Origin of the sequence: Pseudomonas sp. PAMC 26793 (assembly GCF_000313235.1) — a bacterium.
GTDB classification, from domain to species: Bacteria; Pseudomonadota; Gammaproteobacteria; order Pseudomonadales; family Pseudomonadaceae; genus Aquipseudomonas; species Aquipseudomonas yamanorum.
Window position 1 is genome coordinate 35933 of the sequence record NZ_AMXG01000015.1, and the last position, 19141, is coordinate 55073.

Consider the following 19141-nt stretch of genomic DNA (forward strand, 5'->3'; position numbering starts at 1 on the left):
GGGCGTGTCATTGCCGTGGCGCCGGGACTTGGTCCAGCAGTTGCTTGAGCACCTGGTCGACTTCCAGCCCGTCGATATCCAGCTCCGGGGCAATGCGCACCCGATGGCGCAGCACTGCCAGGGCGCAGCCCTTGATGTCGTCCGGGGTAACGAACTCGCCCCCACGCAGCAAGGCCCGGGCCCGGGCGCCGCGCACCAGGGCGATGGAGGCCCGCGGGCCCGCGCCGATGGTCAGGCCCGGCCAACTGCGGGTGGTGCGGGCCAGGCGCACGGCGTAGTCGAGTACTTGTTCATCCAGCGCCAGTTCACTGGCGATCTGTTGCAACTGCAACACATCTTCGGCGTGCAGCACCGTTCGCAGGGGTTGCACGTCGAGCATGTCGGCCCGGGACGAACGGGTGACTTCGCGCACCATGTCCAGTTCCTGCTGCGCCTCGGGGTAGTCCATGCGCACCTTGAGCATGAAGCGATCCAGTTCGGCCTCGGGTAACGGGTAAGTGCCTTCCTGCTCGATGGGGTTCTGGGTGGCCAGTACCATGAACGGTTGGCCGATGGGCAGCGCCTCGCCTTCAAGGGTTACCTGGCGTTCCTGCATGGCTTCCAGCAACGCCGCCTGGGTTTTCGCCGGGGCGCGGTTGATCTCGTCAGCCAACAGCAGGTTGGTAAACAACGGCCCCTTGCGCAGCTTGAACTGCTCGGTATGCAGGTCGTACACGGCATGGCCGGTCACGTCGCTGGGCATCAAATCCGGTGTGAACTGGATACGTGCGAACTCTCCACCAAAACAGCGCGCCAGGGCTCGTACCAGCAAGGTTTTGCCCAGGCCAGGAACACCTTCAAGCAGTACGTGGCCACCGGCGATCAACGCCGTGAGCACGTCATCGATCACCTGCTCCTGGCCGATGACCGCCTTGCGCAGTTCGACGCGCAAGGCCTGGGCCAGTTGGCTGGCGCGCTGAATCGGGTCTGCGGCTGGAAATTCGCTCATAGGGCATTCCTGAGGGTTTGCAGGCTAGCCACCTGGCGGCTGAAATCGGCACTGGAGAGCCGTTTTGCCGGGAGTGGGCCGAGGGCCTGGCTGATGACGAGGGAGGGTTGGCGGGTCAGGCGTTCAAGCACCCGTGATTGTTCGGCGGTGTCGAGGTGTTCGAACCCGGGGTGACGGCGCCTTGCAGTGCGTTGGATGTCGCGCTGCAAGGCTTGCAACAAGCTGTTTTGGCCGCTGCGGCGCAGCAGGAAGTCGGCACTGGCTTTCAGATGTTCCTGCAATTGCCGGCGTGCCTTGGGGGCGGGTTGCCGGATCGGGCCCTGGCGCAGGCTGGCGTGCCATAACCCGAGGGCGATCAATGCGGCAAGTGCCACCAGGGCCTGGGGGAAATAGCGCAGCAATAGGCTGAACAGATCCTCGACATGCGTGTTGAACAGCAGTGTGACCTGTGTCCCCTGGCTCAGGTACCAGAGCAGCCAGGCGTTATCGTATTGGCCAATGGCCGGGCTTTTCCACAGGTCGCTGTCGGTGACCACCGTCACACGGCCTTGCCCGAGGTTGACCTGCATCAGGTGCGTCGACTTGGCACTGTTGGCCGAGAATTGCGCCAGGTGCCTGGGGTCGGTGAGATTGAAGTCGGTGTCGAAGCTGAAATAGGCCGGGGCCGTTTCGTTGTCCACGTAGAGTTTGGTCAGGTCCGGCGTTCTCTTTTTACGCGCCGGTGCTGGAGCGTCGAACGCTTCGCTGAAGGATTGGTGTATCTGCACGCGGTCCAGCAGCAGGTCACCACTTTTGCCGGTGTCCTCATCCCACAGCGCTTCGGCGACCAGCAGCAGGTGGCCGCCAGCCCGGGTCCATTGCAGCAATTGCTCGACCTGCGGTGGGCTCATGCTACTGCGCTCGCCCAGCAACAGCAGGCTGTTGCCTTTGGGCGAAAGACTGGCCAGCCGTTCCAGGCTGTTGGCGTGTTCCACCACCAGGCCTTGCTGGCGCAGAAAGTGTTCCGCCGCCAGGTAAGGGTTGGCGAGGGCTTCGGGCGAAGGGCCGCGGTCGACCACCTCCTGATATGGGATCGCCTTGTGCCAGGCATAAAAACCGCCTGCTGCGAGCAGGCACGCCACGAGCAGTCCGACCCACAGCAATGGCCGGTTCATTGCGCAGCTCCCGGGCCGAACAGCGCTCGCCAACGGCTGCATAGCTGTTGTTGCGCCAAGGCAGGCGGCAGGCGGTGGCCGTAGGCAAGGTTTTGCCAGTAGCGGGTCAGTTCGTCGCTGAACGCCAGCAACTGCGGTTGTTGCAGTTGGCGGATACGCTCAAGGACCTGGCCTTCCGTGTCGGCGCTTTTCAGCGGCAGGTTGAAGTCGTGCAGCAGGCGGCTGAGCAACCCACGGTAAAGTAAACCGAGGGCTTCCCGGGGCTGCGTTGCCCAGAGCTGTTCGGCGGTGCTGGCGATGTCTTCGGGCAGGGTATCTGCCCCCAGTTCGAGACCGAACAACTGCGAGGGGGCGGGTTTGGCAGCCTTGGGCTTGCGGGGGCTGCGGCGGCTGACAAAGGCATGCAGCCAGTCGCGATAGCGCCAGATCACCAGTGCCAGGCCACCCACCAGCAATCCCCAGAGCAGCACTTCAAGGCCCTTCGCGATGTGCTTGAACGAATCACTGTTGAGGTTTTTCAGCAATGCTTCCAGCCAGGCCGGCAAGTTGCCTTCACCTTTCGTTTTGTTTTTATCCGCCGCTTTTTCTTCGCCGAAGCGGTAGCGGGTGACGGTCTCGGCGTTTTTGAACGGTGGCTGCTCCAACAGCGCCTTGATCGACTGACTGGCCGATTGTGTACTCAGGGGCTTTTGGGGTGCCGGTTCATCGGCCCATGCCGATGGGGGCGCCGGAACCAGTACCAGCCCGATCACCAGCAGCAGTAACGGCGCAACGCCGCTCAAGCGCTGGCGCAGCCGGCGGAATACCAGTTCCAGGTCCCAGGCTTCCAGCACGGTACGGCGGTTCAGGTACAGGCTGAAACCGCAGGCCACATAGATAGGCTCCCAGAACACCAGGATCAGCGCATAGAAGGCGTTGGTCAGGTGTTCGAGCCAGAGCCAGTCGTGCCCCGCGGTGAGCACCAGCTGTTGCCAGTCCCAATCCCGCTCGACCTCCTGGGGCAGGAAAAAATAGAACACGGCCATCAACCCGAACCACAGGGCGATTTCCAGGTGCACCCCGATCAGGGTCAGCCAGCGCGCAGCGCCGGCGTTGCGTTGTTGCAGTACACCAAGACGTTGTTGGCGCGCCTGGCCTTTCAGGCCTTCGAGCTGGACCACCGGCATCACGAAACTGCGGCTCAGGCTGAAACGTCGCCAGGTCAGGCTGGCCAGCAGTTGGCCCTTGAGCAGGCGTGGCGAGTGACGCAGGGCTTGTTTCAGGCTGGGTGTTTCGCCGAACAGGGCCTTGGACAGGATATACAGTGGCAGGCGGTCGAATGCCGGTTTCAACCACCAAAACAGCAACAGCGCGGTGGAGGGATGATTCCACAGCAGCACGCTGAGCAACGCGAAGATCGGTAAACTCACGAGGGCCCAACTGCTCATCAGCAGCAGCCGATGTTCGCGGGCCAGCAGGATGCCGAGGTCCATGGCTTCCCACGAGGTACGCGGGCGAATCACGACGCTGGCATCACTCAGGCGCATGGCGGTTCCGTCCGGCAAACAGCAGGTAGGCGGCCATCAGCAACCAGAGGGCGGCGCCCACCAGGTACTTGATCCACGGCGCCACCGCAGTGGTAGAAGACCAGTACGCCTCGATAAACGCGGCGATCAGCAGGAACACCATCACACCGCAAATCATTTGCACGCTTTTACGCGCGGCCAGTCGCAGGGATTCACCTCTCGTCAGTTGCCCCGGCGCAATCAAGGACCACCCCAGTTGCAGGCCGGCCGCGCCAGCCAGGGCGATGGCGCTGAGTTCGAAGGCGCCATGGCCAATCACGAATGACCAGAAGGTCTGGCCGTAGCCGATTTGTGTCAGGTGCCCGGCAACGGCACCAATGATCAGGCCGTTGAAGAACAGGAAAAACACGCTGCCCAGGCCGAACAACAGCCCGGCGGCAAAGGTCTGGAACGCGATGCCGATGTTGTGCATCACGTAGTAGCCAAACATCATCCAGTCTTCGCTGGAGGCACGTTCGGCTGCCCGGCCCAGACGGCTGGCATCCGGGTCGTACATGCTTTGCATCTCAGCCACTTGTTGGGGGCTGACGATGCTGTAGATCAGGTCTGGGTACAGGTACACCAGCAACACGATGCCGATCAGGCTGCCAAAGAACAGCAGGCTGGCGACCAACACGAATGGCCATTGCGCGCGAACCAGCCTGGGGAAGTCGGCCAGCAGGAAGCTCAGTACGTTTGCGCTCAACTGGCTGCGATGCCGATACAGCTGTTGATGGCCGCGCAAGGCAAGCTGCTGCAATGGATCAACCAGATAACTGCTGTAGCCACGTTCCTGGGCCAGCGCCAGATGCTGGCACAACTGCCGGTACTGATGAGGGAAGTCGGTGAAGTCAGCACGCTTGGCTTTGCCCTTTTCAAGCTGCGTCAGTTGCGTGGCAAAGGCTTGCCATTGTGCCTGGTGGCGGCTTTCGAAAAGACTCTGCTTCATGCTGGCCCCAATAATCCGCGAGCCACGCCGTTCAGTTCCGCGACGGCGCGGGCAGGGGAAACCTGCAGGGGAGTGGCCAGGATCGCGGCCAGTTCGTTGACTCGTTCGGCGGACAGTTCGCCCTGGCGTTCGGCGAAGCTGAGAATCGCCCGTTGTTCGTTCAGCTCCAGGGCGAACGGCAGACGCAGCGCCGGGGCTTGCGGCACTTGCGGACGGGAAAGTGGTTGTTCGCGATAGATCACCAGGGTCCCGGCCGCCAGGTCTCCCAGGCGTTTGAAGTTGGGGTGTTGCAGGCAACTGATGGCGCCGAGGAAGTAGCCGAACGGCAACATGTCGACAAAGCGCAGCAGGTTGCGGATCAGCGAGGCGGACCAGCCGATGGGCGTACCGTCGTCCTGCACCACCCGCAAGCCCATGATCTGCTTGCCGGGTGAGCAGCCCTGGTTGAGCACTTCGAACAGCACCATGTACCACCAACTGACGAGGAACAGCAGCAGCGAGCCCAGGCCGATGCCCAGGTTTCCGAGAAACGCCAGGGCGATGAACAGGATGCCGAGAATCAGGCCGCGCAACCCCAGGTCGAACGCAAATGCTAGCGAGCGGACCAGCAGGCCGGCCGGGCGCAGGGGCAGGTCGATGCCCTCCGGGGTCTCGATCTGGTAGCGGGTATCCAGTGGCGCAGATGGCATCGCGGTCCTTGGCAGTGCTGCGCTGGCGCCTGTGGGCGGCAGCGGCGGGGTTGGAAAGACGGATGCTAGCAGTGTCGACGGTGGAAGCAACCACTCAACGATTTACTGAATGTTTGTACAGTGAACACAGCGCTGGCCCCCGGTGCCGTCAAGCGCCTAGACTTTGCCGGTCTTCAGCACAGGAATAGCCCGTGACCACCATTTTCTGGTACGACTATGAAACCACCGGCATCAACCCGCGTACCGACCGCCCACTGCAGGTAGCCGGCATTCGCACTGACCTTGAACTCAACGAAGTCGGGGCGCCGGTCAATCTTTATTGCCAGCCCAGCGACGATATCCTGCCGCACCCGGCGGCGTGCGCGATTACCGGCATCACGCCTGGGGTGCTGGCGGAAAAAGGCTTGGCCGAAGCCGACTTCATGACCCGGGTACACGCCGAACTGGCCGCCCCGGGCACCTGCGGGGCTGGCTACAACACCTTGCGTTTTGACGACGAGATGACGCGCTACAGTCTGTACCGCAACTTTTTTGATCCCTATGCCCGAGAGTGGCAGGGCGGTAACAGCCGCTGGGACCTGATCGACGTAGTACGCACCGCCTACGCCCTGCGCCCGGACGGGATCGTCTGGCCGGAACAGGACGGGCGTGTCACCCTCAAGCTTGAGCGATTGACGGCCGCCAACGGTATCGACCACGGCCAGGCCCACGACGCCTTGTCCGATGTGCGCGCCACCATCGCCCTGGCGCGGTTGATCCGCGAGAAGCAACCCAAGCTCTATGACTGGCTGTTTCAACTGCGCAGCAAGCAACGGGTGATGGACCAGATTCGTTTGTTGCAGCCGATGGTGCACATTTCCGGTCGCTTTTCTGCCGAGCGTCATTACCTGGGCGTGGTGTTGCCGCTGGCCTGGCATCCGCGCAATCGCAATGCGTTGATCGTCTGTGACCTTGGGCTCGATCCCCAAGGGCTGTTGGACGAGGACGCCGATACCTTGCGCCGGCGCTTATATACCCGTCGTGATGACCTTGCCGAAGGTGAGTTGCCGGTACCGCTCAAATTGTTGCACATCAATCGCTGCCCGGTAGTCGCACCGTTGAGTGTGCTTCGGGCACAAGACCGCGAGCGTCTGCAACTGGATATGGATGAGTGTGAGGCGCGGGCCCTGCGGCTAAGCGACGCACAGGAACTATGGCGCGATAAATTAGCACTGGTTTATGCCGAGGAAGATTTTGCGCCAAGCGCTGATCCCGAGCAGCAGCTATACGATGGTTTTATCGGGGATCGTGATCGACGTTTATGTGAGCAAGTGAGAGTCTCCGAGCCTGCGCAACTAGCGCGCCAGCAATGGCCTTTCGATGATGAGCGTTTACCTGAATTATTATTTCGCTATCGCGCGCGTAACTTCCCTGACACCTTGAATAGTGAGGAGCAACAACGCTGGAGAGTTTTCTGTCAGCAACGTTTGTCAGACCCTCAATGGGGGGCGCCAAACACCCTTGAAGCTTTTAAACAGGCACGTCTTGAGTTGGCTGTTAGTGCTACACCGTTTCAGCAGCAGGTGCTTGATGAGTGGCAGGAGTATGTTGACTCTTTAGCCGCACGAATGAGCCTGTAATCGGCACGCAGGAAAAATACGGACAATAAAAAACGCCAGCTAGCTGGCGTTTTTTATTGCGTTGCGTATCACGCGGCGTCCTGGTGAGGCTTAGCCCAGCAGGGTAGCCCAGCCTTCAACCACGTCGCCGCCCCACTTGGCTTTCCACTCTTTCAGCGTCTTGTGGTTGCCACCTTTGGTTTCAATCACTTCGCCGTTATGCGGGTTTTTGTATTGTTTAACCTTACGTGCACGCTTGGTGCCGGTAGTTTTTACGGCACCACGTGGAGCTTTAACTTTCGACTCTGGATCCAGCAGCGCGATGATGTCACGCAGGGATTTGGAGTATTCGCCCATCAGGGTGCGCAATTTGCCTTCGAATTCCAGCTCGGTTTGCAGTTTGTCGTCTTGGGACAGGTTCTTCAAACGGGCTTGCAGCTCTTTGATAGCTTCTTCGGTGGCACGGTATTCGTTGATCAGGGACATGGTGACTACCTTATGTAGGGCGCTGGGTGAAAAGGGATAGTGGCCCAATAATAGTCAGACAGTTTGCTCAAGTAAACATTTAAGGCCGCATTTATGTAATTTACTTTGGTTGTTTGTGGCAAAAGGGTGGAATTGAGTTAATTAGTAAGGGTTAAGGCCTAAAGATACTCTCGTTAAGTCCTGGCTTACTGCCTGAGTCCATGGGATAGCACACATATAGTGGGTAAAACCTTACGCTATTAAGGGGCAGGGTGGGGTCGTGTGATCAGAATAAGCGTAGAGGAATACTGCAGTTTTTGTGCGCAATCGCTAGAATGGCGGCCTTTGTGAAGTTCTGGAGTTTCCCCCTAATGCGCACTTTTCGGCTGGTGATTGCTTGCCCGGACCGGGTTGGCATCGTTGCCAAGGTCAGTAACTTTCTGGCTTCCCATAACGGCTGGATCACCGAAGCGAGCCATCACTCGGACAATCTCAGCGGCTGGTTCTTCATGCGTCACGAAATTCGTGCCGATACGCTGCCCTTTGGTCTAGAGGCATTTCGCGAGGCATTTGCGCCGATCGCTGAAGAGTTCTCGATGACCTGGCGCATCACCGACACGGAACAGAAAAAGCGCGTGGTCCTGATGGCCAGCCGTGAGTCCCACTGCCTGGCAGACTTGCTGCACCGCTGGCACAGCGACGAACTGGACTGCGAAATCTCCTGCGTGATTTCCAACCATGACGACCTGCGCAGCATGGTCGAGTGGCACGGTATCCCTTACTACCATGTCCCGGTCAACCCGCAGGACAAGGAGCCGGCTTTCGCCGAGGTCTCGCGCCTGGTCAAGCACCACGACGCAGACGTCGTGGTGCTGGCGCGCTACATGCAGATCCTGCCGCCGGAACTGTGCAGTGAGTACGCCGGCAAGGTGATCAACATTCACCACAGTTTCCTGCCGTCGTTTGTGGGCGCCAAGCCGTATCATCAAGCGTCCCTGCGCGGTGTAAAGCTGATCGGCGCTACGTGCCACTACGTCACCGAAGAGTTGGACGCAGGTCCGATCATCGAACAGGACGTTGTGCGTGTCAGCCATAGCGACAGCATCGAAGACATGGTCCGTTTTGGCCGTGACGTCGAGAAGATGGTGCTGGCCCGCGGCCTGCGCTATCACCTGGAAGACCGGGTGCTGGTGCACGGCAACAAGACGGTCGTGTTCTGATCGAAGTGTTCTGATTGAAGAATGAGGGGCCTGGGCGTTAAATCGCTGCAGGCCCTTTTTTTTGGCCACGGGAGAGGATTGGAGAATGAGCGATCCACTTGATAAAGCCACGTCCAAAGCCCCTGCGACGCTGGGAGAGGGTTGTTTGAGTCGATATGACCCGGATGACTTGAGCAGTGAAGACGGCACCGAGTTTCCAGGCGCCGCCGAGTTGTGGGAACAACTGCAGGACACGTCCGAATCGCCGGAAGAAAAGGCGTCAGCCCCTGCACAAGGCCGCCACTGACGCCGTTGCATCAGATCCGGAAACTGCCCACCAGTTGTTTCAAGCGCGCTGCCTGCTGTTCCAGGTCGGAACAGGCGCGCAACGTCGATTGCAGGTTCTCCACACCTTCCTGATTGAGGGTATTGATCTCGGTGATGTCCATGTTGATCGACTCCACCACCGAGGTCTGTTCCTCGGTAGCGGTGGCCACCGACTGGTTCATCCCGTCAATCTCGCCGATGCGCTGGGTCACGCTGTTCAGGCGCTCGCCCGCCAGGTTGGCGATTTCCACGCTGTCCTGACTGTGACGCTGGCTTTCGCTCATGGTGCTGACCGAATCCCGCGCGCCCACTTGCAGCTCCTCGATCATCTTCTGCACTTGCTGCGCCGATTCCTGGGTGCGGTGTGCCAGGTTGCGCACTTCATCGGCCACTACCGCGAACCCGCGACCGGCTTCCCCGGCCCGTGCGGCTTCAATCGCCGCGTTGAGGGCCAACAGGTTGGTTTGCTGGGAAATGCTGGTGATCACTTCCAGGATCTGCCCGATGTTCACCGTCTTGCTGTTAAGCGCTTCGATATTGGTGCTGGAGGCGCTGATCATCTGCGACAACTGGGTCATCGCCTTGATATTGCGCTCCACCACCTGCTGCCCGTCTTCGGCCAGTTGTCGGGCATCGCTGGCCTGGTTGGAGGCCTGTGCGGCGTTGCGGGCGATTTCCTGGGCGGCGGCCCCCAGTTCGTTGATGGCGGCGGCGACGCTGTTGGTGCGGTTGGCCTGCTCGTCGGAATTAACCATCGAGGAGTTGGAGGCGCTGACCACCCGCAGGGCCACTTCATTGACGTGCTCGGTGGCCGAGGACACTTCGCGAATCGAGGTGTGAATCCGCTCCACGAAGCGATTGAACGCGGTACCGAGCACGCCGAATTCGTCGTGGTTCTGGATGGTCAGGCGGCGGGTCAGGTCGCCTTCGCCGTCGGCGATGTCTTCCATGGCGCGGGTCATGACGTGCAATGGCTGCAGGAGGATGCGGATCAGCATACCCAGCAGGGCGATGATGATCACCACCGCGATGAACGTGGCAATGATCGCCGAGGTGCGGAACTCACTGAGCATGGCGAAGGATTTGTCTTTATCTACCGACAGGCCGAGGTACCAGTTCACCGAGGGCAGGCCCTTGATCGGGGTAAAGGTGACGATGCGGGTTTTGCCGTCGACTTCGACTTCACTGAAATCGCTGCTGATCTTCGGGGTGTTTTTTGGATAGACGTCAGCCAGGGCTTTCATCACCAGGCTTTTGTCCGGGTGCACCAGCACTTTGCCGTCGGCGCTGACCAGGAAGGCATACCCCATGCCGCCGAAGTTCAGGGCACCGATGTTGTCCACCAGGGTTTGCAGGCTCAGGTCGCCGCCCACCACGCCAACACTCTGCCCGGCTTTGCTGCTGGGGGTGGCAATCGAGATGATCAACTGGCCGGTAGCCGCGTCAATGTAGGGTTCGGTCAGGGTGGAGCCGTTGCTGCCCTGTGCGCCCTTGTACCAGGGGCGTACACGCGGGTCGAAGCCGTCGGGCATCTTGGTGTCGGGGCGGATCACGAAACCGCCTTTGCTGTCGCCCAGGTAGGTGGCCATGAACGAAGACGTCAGGGCTTTCTGTTCCAGCAGGTTGGCGACGTTAGTTGAATCCGGGTTGATGGCGATGTTCTGCGCGGCGCTTTCGATCAGCACAATGCGCCCGGCGAGCCAGGTCTGGATATTGCTGGCGGTGACATCACCCATTTCATGCAGGTAATTGTTCAGATCGTCGCGAATCGCATTACGCTGCAAGTAGTCGTTGTAGAGGGTGAACAACGCAAAGGCGGCAATGACGATAAGAGCGGCGGCAAGCAGGATTTTATGGCTGAAACGCAGATTTTTATTCATGGCTTGTGGGGTCCGCTATGGTCTTAATATCCGATGCACGTCCTTTTGGGGCGCGCAAAATGGCTGCGTCAAAAAAAGTGTGATATTTCCATCTACTCCTGCAGGAATTATCCGGCCCGTTTTTTCTAAGACTTTCTGGGTCTCTCGCTTTAACTGTATCGACCACGGCGTGCTAAAGATTAACCATGGGTGACAAAATGCCTGACTCCACGCAACTCATTATTGGTGCAGATCTTCAAGGTCAGCCGATCGCCCAGTCGATGCGCCTGGCCAACCGCCACGGCCTGATCGCGGGTGCCACCGGTACCGGCAAGACCGTCACGTTGCAGCGCCTGGCGGAAGCCTTCAGCGATGCCGGCGTCGCGGTATTTGCCGCCGACATCAAGGGCGACCTGTGTGGCCTGGGCGCTGCGGCCAACCCTCAAGGCAAGGTCGCCGAGCGGATTGCCGGCATGCCTTTCCTTAATTACACGCCCAAGGCTTATCCGGTGACGTTGTGGGATATCCACGGCCAGTCCGGTCATCCGCTGCGTACCACCATGAGTGAAATGGGCCCGCTGTTGCTTGGCAGCCTGTTGGAGCTCACCGACAGCCAACAATCAGCGCTTTATGCGGCCTTTAAGGTGGCCGACCGCGAAGGCCTGTTGCTGCTGGATCTGAAGGACCTCAAGGCGCTGCTGAACCATTTGCGCTACCACCCGGAATTGCTGGGGGAAGACGCGGCCTTGATGACCACGGGTTCCAGCCAGGCGCTGTTACGGCGCCTGGCGGTGCTGGAGCAGCAGGGGGCCGAAGCGTTGTTCGGCGAGCCGGCGTTGCAACTGGAAGATATCCTGCAGCCCGCCAGTGACGGGCGCGGTCGTATTCACCTGTTGGACGCCAGCCGTCTGGTGCATGAGGCACCGAAGGTGTACGCGACCTTCCTGCTCTGGCTGCTGGCCGAACTGTTTGAGCAACTACCGGAGCGCGGCGATGCCGACAAGCCGTTGCTGGCGCTGTTTTTCGATGAGGCGCATCTGTTGTTCGCCGATACGCCAAAAGCCCTGCAGGATCGCCTGGAACAAGTGGTGCGGTTGATTCGTTCGAAAGGGGTCGGTGTGTATTTCGTCACCCAGTCTCCAGGAGACCTGCCGGACACGGTACTGGCGCAACTGGGCTTGCGCATCCAGCACGGCCTGCGGGCGTTCACTACCAAAGAGCAGAAATCCCTGCGAGCCGTGGCCGATGGCTTCCGACCCAACCCGGCGTTTGATGCGCTTGCGGTGCTGACCGAATTGGGGACGGGTGAGGCGCTGGTGGGAACCTTGCAGGAAAAGGGGACGCCTGAGGTAGTCCAACGCGTGCTGGTGGCGCCGCCGCAATCGCGGATCGGGCCATTGAGCGAAGCCGAGCGGGCGGCGTTGATTGCCGCTTCGCCGTTGCTGGGGCGCTATGACAAACCGATTGACCGGGAGTCGGCGTACGAAGTGTTAATGGCGCGCAAGGACCTGGGGCCGCAACAGGAGGCGACGCCCGCAGCTGAAGAACCGAGCTTCACCGACAAGGCCGGTGCGTTCCTGGGGACTACGGCAGGCAAGGCACTGAAATCGGCGATGCAACAGGCGGCCAATCAGATGGGCCGGCAATTAGTGCGCGGGTTACTCGGGTCGTTGTTGGGTGGCAGCAAACGTAAATAACGATGCGATCAAATGTGGGAGCGGGCTGGCTCGCGAAAGCGGTGGATCAGTCGATATATCCAGTGACTGACACGCCGCCTTCGCGAGCAAGCCCGCTCCCACATTTGGTTATGCGCCAGGTCTCAGGTTTTGGGCTTGGCGTGAGCGGCCAGCCGCTCCAGTGCCGCGCGTAGATTCGGGTCGGTAATCCCGTCTGCCGTGGCCTGAATGGTTTCGGCTGCAATCTCCGACAAGTCCATCGTATGCCCCACCGCACCTTGCGGCACGGTCGGCGGTTGTACTTTGAACTGGATGCGCGTCAGGCTGGTGAACTCATCGAAGGCCATCAATTGGCGCTGCAAGCGTTTTTGCTGATAGCGCAGGCGCGTCGCCCAATGGCCGTCGGTGACGATCAGCAGCAGATTGCCTTCGCGCCACGAGGCCACATGGCAGTGTTCGCGAGCGGCGGGTTGCAGTTGGCTTTCTACCAGGCGTTGCAGATGACCAAGGCGTTGCGCATGGCCGAAGATGGCTTTTAAAGGCTTGGCTTCGCGAAGCAACACGGCGGGAGCTCGAGCCGTAAGAGGGCGAAATGCCATGACTAGACACCTTAAGTAACAGAGCGGTCATGGTAGCAGAAAGCGTCTGCACCGCTGCGGCCATTGCATTACCGGCAGTTTATCCATTAAATCAATGAGTAACTTATTGCCTGAATGGGTTGAAGTTCAGCAAAAAGCCCTTATTTTAAACAAGCCCTCTAAGAGCGCCGTGCCAGCATCGTGGAATAACGCCACTTTCCTCACCCACGTTTCCGGGTAGAATGCTCGTTCGCATGCGGCCATGAGGGCTGCTCGGGCGACTCACGGGGCGCCCTCCATCCCTATGTGTGGAAGAACCTGCCGATATGTTTGCGCCTTTGTTAAAGAAACTTTTTGGAAGCAAGAATGAGCGCGAAGTCAAACGCATGCTCAAGACGGTGCAGCTGGTCAATGCCTTCGAAGAGCAGATGGTTGCCCTTTCGGACGAGCAATTGCGCGCCAAGACCGAAGAGTTCAAGGCCCGCATAGCCAAAGGTGAAACCCTCGACAAGCTGCTTCCCGAAGCCTTTGCGGTCGCCCGCGAAGCCGGTAAGCGTGTCATGGGCATGCGCCACTTCGACGTTCAGTTGATCGGCGGCATGACCTTGCATGAAGGCATGATTGCCGAAATGCGTACCGGTGAAGGCAAGACCCTGGTGGCAACCCTGGGCGTTTACCTCAACGCGCTGTCCGGCAAGGGCGTGCACGTTGTGACAGTGAACGACTACCTGGCCCGCCGGGACGCCAACTGGATGCGTCCGCTGTATGAATTCCTCGGCCTGACGGTCGGCGTTGTCACGCCGTTCCAGCCGCCGGAAGAGAAGCGCGCCGCCTACGCTGCCGACATCACCTACGGTACCAACAACGAATTCGGTTTCGACTACCTGCGCGACAACATGGCGTTCAGCATGGAAGAAAAATTCCAGCGCGAACTCAATTTTGCCGTGATCGACGAAGTCGACTCCATCCTGATCGACGAAGCCCGTACCCCGCTGATCATCTCCGGTCAGGCCGAGGACAGCTCGCGCCTGTATACCGAAATCAACAAGCTGATCCCGCGCCTTGAGCAACATATCGAGGAAGTGGAAGGCGTGGTGACCAAAGAAGGTCACTTCACCATCGACGAAAAGACCCGCCAGGTCGAGCTCAACGAAGCCGGTCATCAGTTCGTCGAAGACATGCTCACCCAGATCGGCCTGCTGGCCGAAGGCGAAAGCCTGTACTCGGCGCACAACCTGGGCCTGTTGACCCACGTGTATGCCGGGCTGCGCGCTCACAAGCTGTTCCATCGCAACGTTGAATACATCGTGCAGGACGGCCAGGTCGTACTGGTCGACGAACACACCGGTCGTACCATGCCGGGTCGCCGTTTGTCGGAAGGCCTGCACCAGGCGATCGAAGCCAAGGAAGCCCTGAACATCCAGGCTGAAAGCCAGACCCTGGCCTCGACCACCTTCCAGAACTACTTCCGTCTGTACAACAAACTGTCCGGCATGACCGGTACAGCCGACACCGAAGCGTTCGAATTCCACCAGATCTACGGTCTGTCGGTGATGGTTATCCCACCGAACAAGCCGCTGGCGCGTAAAGACTTCAACGACCTGGTGTTCCTGACCGCCGACGAGAAATACGCTGCAATCGTCGCCGACATCAAGGAATGCATGGCCCAGGGCCGTCCGGTGCTGGTGGGTACTGCCACCATCGAAACTTCCGAGCACATGTCCAGCTTGCTGGCCAAGGAAGGCATCGAGCACAAGGTCCTCAACGCCAAGTTCCACGAAAAAGAAGCCGAGATCATTGCCCAGGCCGGTCGCCCGGGCGCACTGACCATCGCCACCAACATGGCCGGTCGTGGTACCGACATCCTGTTGGGCGGTAACTGGGAAGTGGAAGTCGCCTCCCTGGACAACCCGACCCCTGAGCAGATCGCGCAGATCAAGGCCGACTGGCAGAAGCGTCACCAACAAGTGCTGGAGTCTGGCGGCTTGCAGGTGATCGCGTCCGAGCGTCACGAATCGCGCCGTATCGACAACCAGCTGCGTGGTCGTGCCGGTCGTCAGGGTGACGCCGGTTCCAGCCGTTTCTACCTGTCCCTGGAAGACAGCCTGATGCGCATCTTCGCCTCGGATCGGGTGAAGAACTTCATGAAAGCCCTGGGCATGCAGTCCGGTGAAGCGATTGAACACCGCATGGTGACCAATGCCATCGAGAAGGCCCAGCGCAAGGTAGAAGGCCGTAACTTCGACATTCGTAAGCAGCTGCTCGAGTTCGATGACGTCAACAACGAACAGCGTAAAGTGATTTATCACATGCGTAACAGTTTGTTGGCAGCCACCAACATCGGCGAGACCATTGCCGATTTCCGCCAGGACGTGCTCAACGCCACCGTCAGTGCACACATTCCGCCACAGTCCCTGCCTGAGCAGTGGGATGTTGCCGGTCTGGAAGCCGCGTTGAAGAGCGACTTCGGTGTCGACTTGCCGGTCCAGCAATGGCTCGACGAAGACGACCACCTGTACGAAGAAACCCTGCGCGAGAAGCTCATGACCGAGCTGCTGGCCGCGTACAACGAAAAAGAAGAGCAGGCGAGTGCCGAAGCACTGCGCACCTTCGAGAAGCAAATCGTACTGCGCGTGCTGGACGACCTGTGGAAAGACCACCTGTCGACCATGGACCACCTGCGTCATGGCATCCACCTGCGTGGCTACGCCCAGAAGAACCCGAAGCAGGAGTACAAGCGCGAGTCGTTCACGCTGTTCTCCGAGCTGCTGGATTCGATCAAGCGCGATTCGATTCGTGTGCTGTCCCACGTTCAGGTGCGTCGCGAAGACCCGATCGAGGAAGAAGCCCGCCTGCGTCAGGAAGCCGAGGCACTGGCTGCGCGCATGCAGTTCCAGCACGACGAAGCGCCTGGCCTTGAGGCGCCGGAAGTCTTGGGTGAAGAGGTCGATGTGGCCCTGGCTCAAGCTCCGGTGCGCAATGAGCAGAAGCTGGGTCGCAATGAACTGTGCTGGTGCGGTTCGGGCAAGAAGTTCAAACACTGCCACGGCGAAATCAACTAAGATTTTCGCCTGACGCTGCAACACCCCGCGCCGCGACCGGCATCAGCCGTCGCGGCGTTTTGCCATTTTGTCACCGTCGAGAGCGACGGGTCACACATCCACTATTTTTAGGAGCGCATTCATGGCTGTTGGTCTTGGTCCTTTGCCCACGTTGCACCCGGTTGCCGGTTTTGAACTCGGTATTGCTTCGGCCGGCATCAAACGCCCGGGGCGCAAGGATGTGGTGGTGATGCGCTGTGCCGAAGGCTCGACCGTCGCGGGTGTGTTCACCCTGAACGCGTTCTGCGCGGCTCCGGTGATTTTGGCCAAGCAGCGGGTTGAAGGCCCGGTGCGTTACCTGCTGACCAACACTGGCAATGCCAACGCCGGCACCGGCGAGCCTGGCCTGGCCGCTGCTGCCCGCACCTGCGCCAAGCTGGCAGAACTGACTGGCGTTGATGCCAACCAGGTGCTGCCGTACTCCACCGGCGTGATCGGTGAGCCGTTGCCGGTCGAGAAAATCGAAGGCGCGTTGCAAGCCGCACTGGATGACTTGTCGGTGGATAACTGGGCGGCTGCGGCCACCGGCATCATGACCACTGACACCCTGCCCAAAGGCGCGAGCCGCCAGTTTGTGCACGAAGGCGTCACCGTGACCGTCACCGGCATCAGCAAAGGCGCCGGCATGATCCGCCCGAACATGGCGACCATGCTCGGCTATATCGCCACCGACGCCAAAGTCTCCCGCGATGTGCTGCAAAACCTGATGCTCGACGGTGCCAACAAGTCGTTCAACCGCATCACCATCGACGGCGATACCTCGACCAACGATTGCTGCATGTTGATCGCCACCGGCCAGGCCGACCTGCCGGAAATCACCTCGTCCAACGGCGCGTATTTCGCAGCGTTGAAGCAGGCCGTGTTCGAAGTGTGCATGGACGTGGCCCAGGCCATCGTGCGTGACGGTGAAGGCGCCACCAAGTTTGTGACGGTTGAAGTCAACGGCGGCGGCAATCACCAGGAATGCCTGGATGTGGGCTACACCGTGGCCCACTCGCCGCTGATCAAGACTGCACTGTTTGCCTCCGACCCGAACTGGGGCCGTATCCTGGCCGCTGTGGGCCGTGCCGGTGTGCCGAACCTGGACGTGAGCAAGATCGATGTGTTCCTTGGCGAGGTGTGCATCGCCAGCCGTGGCGCCCGGGCCGAGACCTACACCGAAGCCCAGGGTTCTGCGGTGATGCAGCGGGAAGAAATCATCATCCGTATCGAACTGGGCCGCGGTGAGTACAGCGAAACCATCTGGACCACCGACCTGTCCCACGAGTACGTGAAGATCAACGCGGAATACCGCACCTGATACCAGGCAGGTCTTCAAACCGATTCAGAGGAAATAGTGCGGTGAAACGAGTTCATGTAGCAGCAGCGGTCATCCGGGGTGTCGACGGCAGGATTCTGCTGGCGCGCCGCGCCGATACCCAGCATCAGGGCGGCCTCTGGGAGTTTCCCGGTGGCAAGGTGGAGGCCGATGAGTCGGTCGCTACCGCGCTGTCCCGTGAATTGCAGGAAGAGTTGGGTATTCAGGTTACGGCGGCTCGTCCGTTGATCAAGGTGCAGCATGATTACCCGGACAAGCAGGTGTTGCTGGATGTCTGGGAAGTCTCGGCCTTTACCGGCGAACCTCACGGTGCCGAAGGGCAACCCCTTGAGTGGGTGGCCCAACGGGACCTGCCTAACTATGAGTTTCCCGCGGCCAACGCACCGATCGTAGCGGCAGCGCGTTTGCCGGCTGAATACCTGATCACCCCGGGTGAGCTGGAAACGCCGACCCTGCTGCGCGGTATTCAAAAAGCCATCGCGGGCGGCATCAAGCTGGTTCAGTTGCGTGCTCCCAACGGTTACGACCCCAAGTACCGCGACCTGGCGGTGGACGCCGTGGGCCTGTGTGCGGGCAAGGCTCAGCTTATGCTGAAAGGGCCCTTTGAATGGCTGGGGGATTTTCCCGCAGCCGGCTGGCACATGACCTCGGCGCAACTGCGCAAATACGCGAGCAAGGGACGTCCTTTGCCGAAGGATCGCTGGTTGGCGGCGTCTTGCCACAATGCTGAGGAACTGGCGTTGGCGGAGTTGATGGACGTGGATTTCGTCACCCTGTCGCCGGTGCAGCCGACCCAGACTCATCCTGATGCCCAGCCGTTGGGCTGGGAGCAGGCGCAGCAGTTGATCAGTGGGTTCAGCAAGCCGGTGTTCTTGCTCGGTGGGGTGGGGCCTGCTGAGCGGGAAAAGGCCTGGGAGGCTGGTGCTCAAGGTGTGGCGGGGATTCGGGCGTTCTGGCCTGAGGTTTAGGCACAGCCTTGGCGAGTGGCCAGGGGAGCTGTTGTGGCGAGGGAGCTTGCTCCCGCTGGGCTGCGTAGCAGACCCAAAATATTGGGAGCGCTGCGCACTCCAGCGGGAGCAAGCTCCCTCGCCACAGGTTGCAATCGGTCAGTAATCATCAGTGCGGCTTTGCCGCCGCCTGCCACAAGATCTCTGCAACGCCCTGGCGCTTGGCAATCACCCTGGCTGCCACAAAGAGCAGGTCCGACAGCCGGTTGATGTACGCCAACCCGACGCCTTCCAGCGGTTCCACTGCATTCAGGTGCTGACACCGCCGTTCGGCACTGCGAGCCAGGCTGCGGCACACATGAGCCTGGGCAGTCAACGCCGAACCACCCGGCAGAATGAAGTTCTCCAGCGGCCCGACTTCTTCATTCCAGCGATCGATCGCCGCTTCAAGCCGGTCGACTTCCGCCGCATTCAGCGCCTTGTACACCGGCATCGCCAACTCGCCGCCCAGATCAAACAGCCGATGCTGGCAAGGCGTCAGCACCTCGATCACATCCTTCAATGCCGGATGCTGCCCGCTCTGTTCCTCAAGACCCGCCAACAACAAACCCAGCTGGCTGTTCAGCGCATCGACTTCGCCAATCGCCTCGACCCGTGGATGGTCCTTTGGCACGCGGCGACCATCGCCCAGGCCGGTTTCGCCCTTGTCGCCGGTACGGGTGTAAATCTTCGACAGGCGAAAGCCCATG

The 19141-nt window shown here is 60.2% G+C and carries 16 protein-coding genes and 1 pseudogene; 7 read left to right on the forward strand and 10 right to left on the reverse strand.

Going from position 1 to position 19141, the window contains the following annotated elements; translation table 11 throughout:
- Nucleotides 1-7: 7 nt before the first annotated feature.
- The 5 genes from D109_RS0103225 to D109_RS0103245 are packed head-to-tail and all read right to left on the reverse strand — an operon-like array spanning nt 8 to nt 5324.
- On the reverse strand, nt 8-988 hold the full coding sequence (locus D109_RS0103225) for a MoxR family ATPase (protein ID WP_017475652.1): 981 nt from the start codon (nt 986-988) through the stop codon (nt 8-10).
- A complete protein-coding gene (locus D109_RS0103230; RefSeq protein ID WP_017475653.1) occupies nt 985-2142 on the reverse strand; it encodes a DUF4350 domain-containing protein in 1158 nt (385 codons plus the stop codon). The genes D109_RS0103225 and D109_RS0103230 overlap by 4 nt, the downstream gene beginning before the upstream one ends.
- Nucleotides 2139-3668 (reverse strand): DUF4129 domain-containing protein, encoded by a 1530-nt coding sequence (locus D109_RS0103235; RefSeq protein ID WP_017475654.1) that lies wholly within the window; start codon nt 3666-3668, stop codon nt 2139-2141. The genes D109_RS0103230 and D109_RS0103235 overlap by 4 nt, the downstream gene beginning before the upstream one ends.
- Nucleotides 3655-4635 carry a stage II sporulation protein M gene (locus D109_RS0103240; RefSeq protein WP_017475655.1) on the reverse strand — a complete coding sequence of 327 codons (981 nt, stop codon included), beginning with the start codon at nt 4633-4635 and terminating at the stop codon, nt 3655-3657. The genes D109_RS0103235 and D109_RS0103240 overlap by 14 nt, the downstream gene beginning before the upstream one ends.
- The gene (locus D109_RS0103245) at nt 4632-5324 is read right to left on the reverse strand and encodes an RDD family protein (RefSeq protein ID WP_017475656.1); all 693 of its coding nucleotides are present in this window, start codon (nt 5322-5324) and stop codon (nt 4632-4634) included. Before D109_RS0103245 ends, D109_RS0103240 begins: the two co-directional genes overlap by 4 nt.
- A 191-nt stretch (nt 5325-5515) precedes the next feature.
- On the opposite strand from D109_RS0103245, the gene sbcB reads away from it, so the two are divergent.
- A complete protein-coding gene (gene sbcB / locus D109_RS0103250) occupies nt 5516-6943 on the forward strand; it encodes an exodeoxyribonuclease I (RefSeq protein ID WP_017475657.1) in 1428 nt (475 codons plus the stop codon).
- A gap of 90 nt (nt 6944-7033) precedes the next feature.
- Here sbcB and mvaT read toward each other — a convergent pair whose 3' ends face one another.
- Nucleotides 7034-7408 carry a histone-like nucleoid-structuring protein MvaT gene (gene mvaT / locus D109_RS0103255; protein ID WP_005790963.1) on the reverse strand — a complete coding sequence of 125 codons (375 nt, stop codon included), beginning with the start codon at nt 7406-7408 and terminating at the stop codon, nt 7034-7036.
- Between the two features lie 350 nt (nt 7409-7758).
- Between mvaT and purU the strand changes: the two genes are divergently transcribed.
- Entirely contained in the window at nt 7759-8607 is an 849-nt protein-coding gene (gene purU / locus D109_RS0103260) for a formyltetrahydrofolate deformylase (protein ID WP_017475658.1), read from the forward strand.
- An 85-nt stretch (nt 8608-8692) separates the two neighbouring features.
- Entirely contained in the window at nt 8693-8893 is a 201-nt protein-coding gene (locus tag D109_RS0103265) for a hypothetical protein (protein WP_017475659.1), read from the forward strand.
- 10 nt (nt 8894-8903) lie between these two features.
- On the opposite strand, the gene D109_RS1000000135180 is transcribed toward D109_RS0103265, so the two are convergent.
- Nucleotides 8904-9668 carry a methyl-accepting chemotaxis protein gene (locus tag D109_RS1000000135180; RefSeq protein ID WP_371103563.1) on the reverse strand — a complete coding sequence of 255 codons (765 nt, stop codon included), beginning with the start codon at nt 9666-9668 and terminating at the stop codon, nt 8904-8906.
- A gap of 93 nt (nt 9669-9761) precedes the next feature.
- Nucleotides 9762-10793: pseudogene (locus D109_RS1000000135185) on the reverse strand (cache domain-containing protein); the annotation flags it as partial.
- 197 nt (nt 10794-10990) lie between these two features.
- Between D109_RS1000000135185 and D109_RS0103275 the strand changes: the two are divergent.
- Nucleotides 10991-12469, forward strand: coding sequence for a helicase HerA-like domain-containing protein (locus tag D109_RS0103275; protein WP_026077753.1), 1479 nt, complete (start codon nt 10991-10993; stop codon nt 12467-12469).
- Nucleotides 12470-12591: 122 nt separating this feature from the next.
- Here the strand turns inward: D109_RS0103275 and D109_RS0103280 are convergent, their stop codons facing one another.
- Complete coding sequence (locus D109_RS0103280; RefSeq protein WP_026077754.1) at nt 12592-13047, reverse strand: DUF721 domain-containing protein; 456 nt, start codon at nt 13045-13047, stop codon at nt 12592-12594.
- A 305-nt stretch (nt 13048-13352) separates the two neighbouring features.
- On the opposite strand from D109_RS0103280, the gene secA reads away from it, so the two are divergent.
- The 3 genes from secA (at nt 13353) to D109_RS0103295 (ending at nt 18413) form a co-directional block, all read left to right on the forward strand.
- Nucleotides 13353-16088 carry a preprotein translocase subunit SecA gene (gene secA / locus D109_RS0103285; protein ID WP_003209775.1) on the forward strand — a complete coding sequence of 912 codons (2736 nt, stop codon included), beginning with the start codon at nt 13353-13355 and terminating at the stop codon, nt 16086-16088.
- Nucleotides 16089-16209: 121 nt separating this feature from the next.
- A complete protein-coding gene (argJ, locus tag D109_RS0103290; protein ID WP_017475664.1) occupies nt 16210-17427 on the forward strand; it encodes a bifunctional glutamate N-acetyltransferase/amino-acid acetyltransferase ArgJ in 1218 nt (405 codons plus the stop codon).
- Between the two features lie 41 nt (nt 17428-17468).
- Nucleotides 17469-18413, forward strand: a complete 945-nt coding sequence (locus tag D109_RS0103295; protein ID WP_017475665.1) for a Nudix family hydrolase — start codon at nt 17469-17471, stop codon at nt 18411-18413.
- Nucleotides 18414-18561: 148 nt separating this feature from the next.
- On the opposite strand, the gene D109_RS0103300 is transcribed toward D109_RS0103295, so the two are convergent.
- The gene (locus tag D109_RS0103300) at nt 18562-19140 is read right to left on the reverse strand and encodes a cob(I)yrinic acid a,c-diamide adenosyltransferase (protein WP_017475666.1); all 579 of its coding nucleotides are present in this window, start codon (nt 19138-19140) and stop codon (nt 18562-18564) included.
- Nucleotide 19141: the final 1 nt, after the last annotated feature.

Bases quoted from the DNA above. Each gene is read 5' to 3' on its own strand.
- D109_RS0103275 (WP_026077753.1), top strand. From the start codon at position 10,991: ATGCCTGACTCCACGCAACTCATTATTGGTGCAGATCTTCAAGGTCAG.
- purU (WP_017475658.1), top strand. From the start codon at position 7,759: ATGCGCACTTTTCGGCTGGTGATTGCTTGCCCGGACCGGGTTGGCATC.
- secA (WP_003209775.1), top strand. From the start codon at position 13,353: ATGTTTGCGCCTTTGTTAAAGAAACTTTTTGGAAGCAAGAATGAGCGC.
- D109_RS0103240 (WP_017475655.1), bottom strand. From the start codon at position 4,635: ATGAAGCAGAGTCTTTTCGAAAGCCGCCACCAGGCACAATGGCAAGCC.
- D109_RS0103265 (WP_017475659.1), top strand. From the start codon at position 8,693: ATGAGCGATCCACTTGATAAAGCCACGTCCAAAGCCCCTGCGACGCTG.
- D109_RS1000000135180 (WP_371103563.1), bottom strand. From the start codon at position 9,668: ATGGTTAATTCCGACGAGCAGGCCAACCGCACCAACAGCGTCGCCGCC.
- D109_RS0103225 (WP_017475652.1), bottom strand. From the start codon at position 988: ATGAGCGAATTTCCAGCCGCAGACCCGATTCAGCGCGCCAGCCAACTG.
- D109_RS0103280 (WP_026077754.1), bottom strand. From the start codon at position 13,047: ATGGCATTTCGCCCTCTTACGGCTCGAGCTCCCGCCGTGTTGCTTCGC.
- D109_RS0103300 (WP_017475666.1), bottom strand. From the start codon at position 19,140: ATGGGCTTTCGCCTGTCGAAGATTTACACCCGTACCGGCGACAAGGGC.
- D109_RS0103235 (WP_017475654.1), bottom strand. From the start codon at position 3,668: ATGCGCCTGAGTGATGCCAGCGTCGTGATTCGCCCGCGTACCTCGTGG.
- D109_RS0103230 (WP_017475653.1), bottom strand. From the start codon at position 2,142: ATGAACCGGCCATTGCTGTGGGTCGGACTGCTCGTGGCGTGCCTGCTC.
- mvaT (WP_005790963.1), bottom strand. From the start codon at position 7,408: ATGTCCCTGATCAACGAATACCGTGCCACCGAAGAAGCTATCAAAGAG.
- D109_RS0103245 (WP_017475656.1), bottom strand. From the start codon at position 5,324: ATGCCATCTGCGCCACTGGATACCCGCTACCAGATCGAGACCCCGGAG.
- argJ (WP_017475664.1), top strand. From the start codon at position 16,210: ATGGCTGTTGGTCTTGGTCCTTTGCCCACGTTGCACCCGGTTGCCGGT.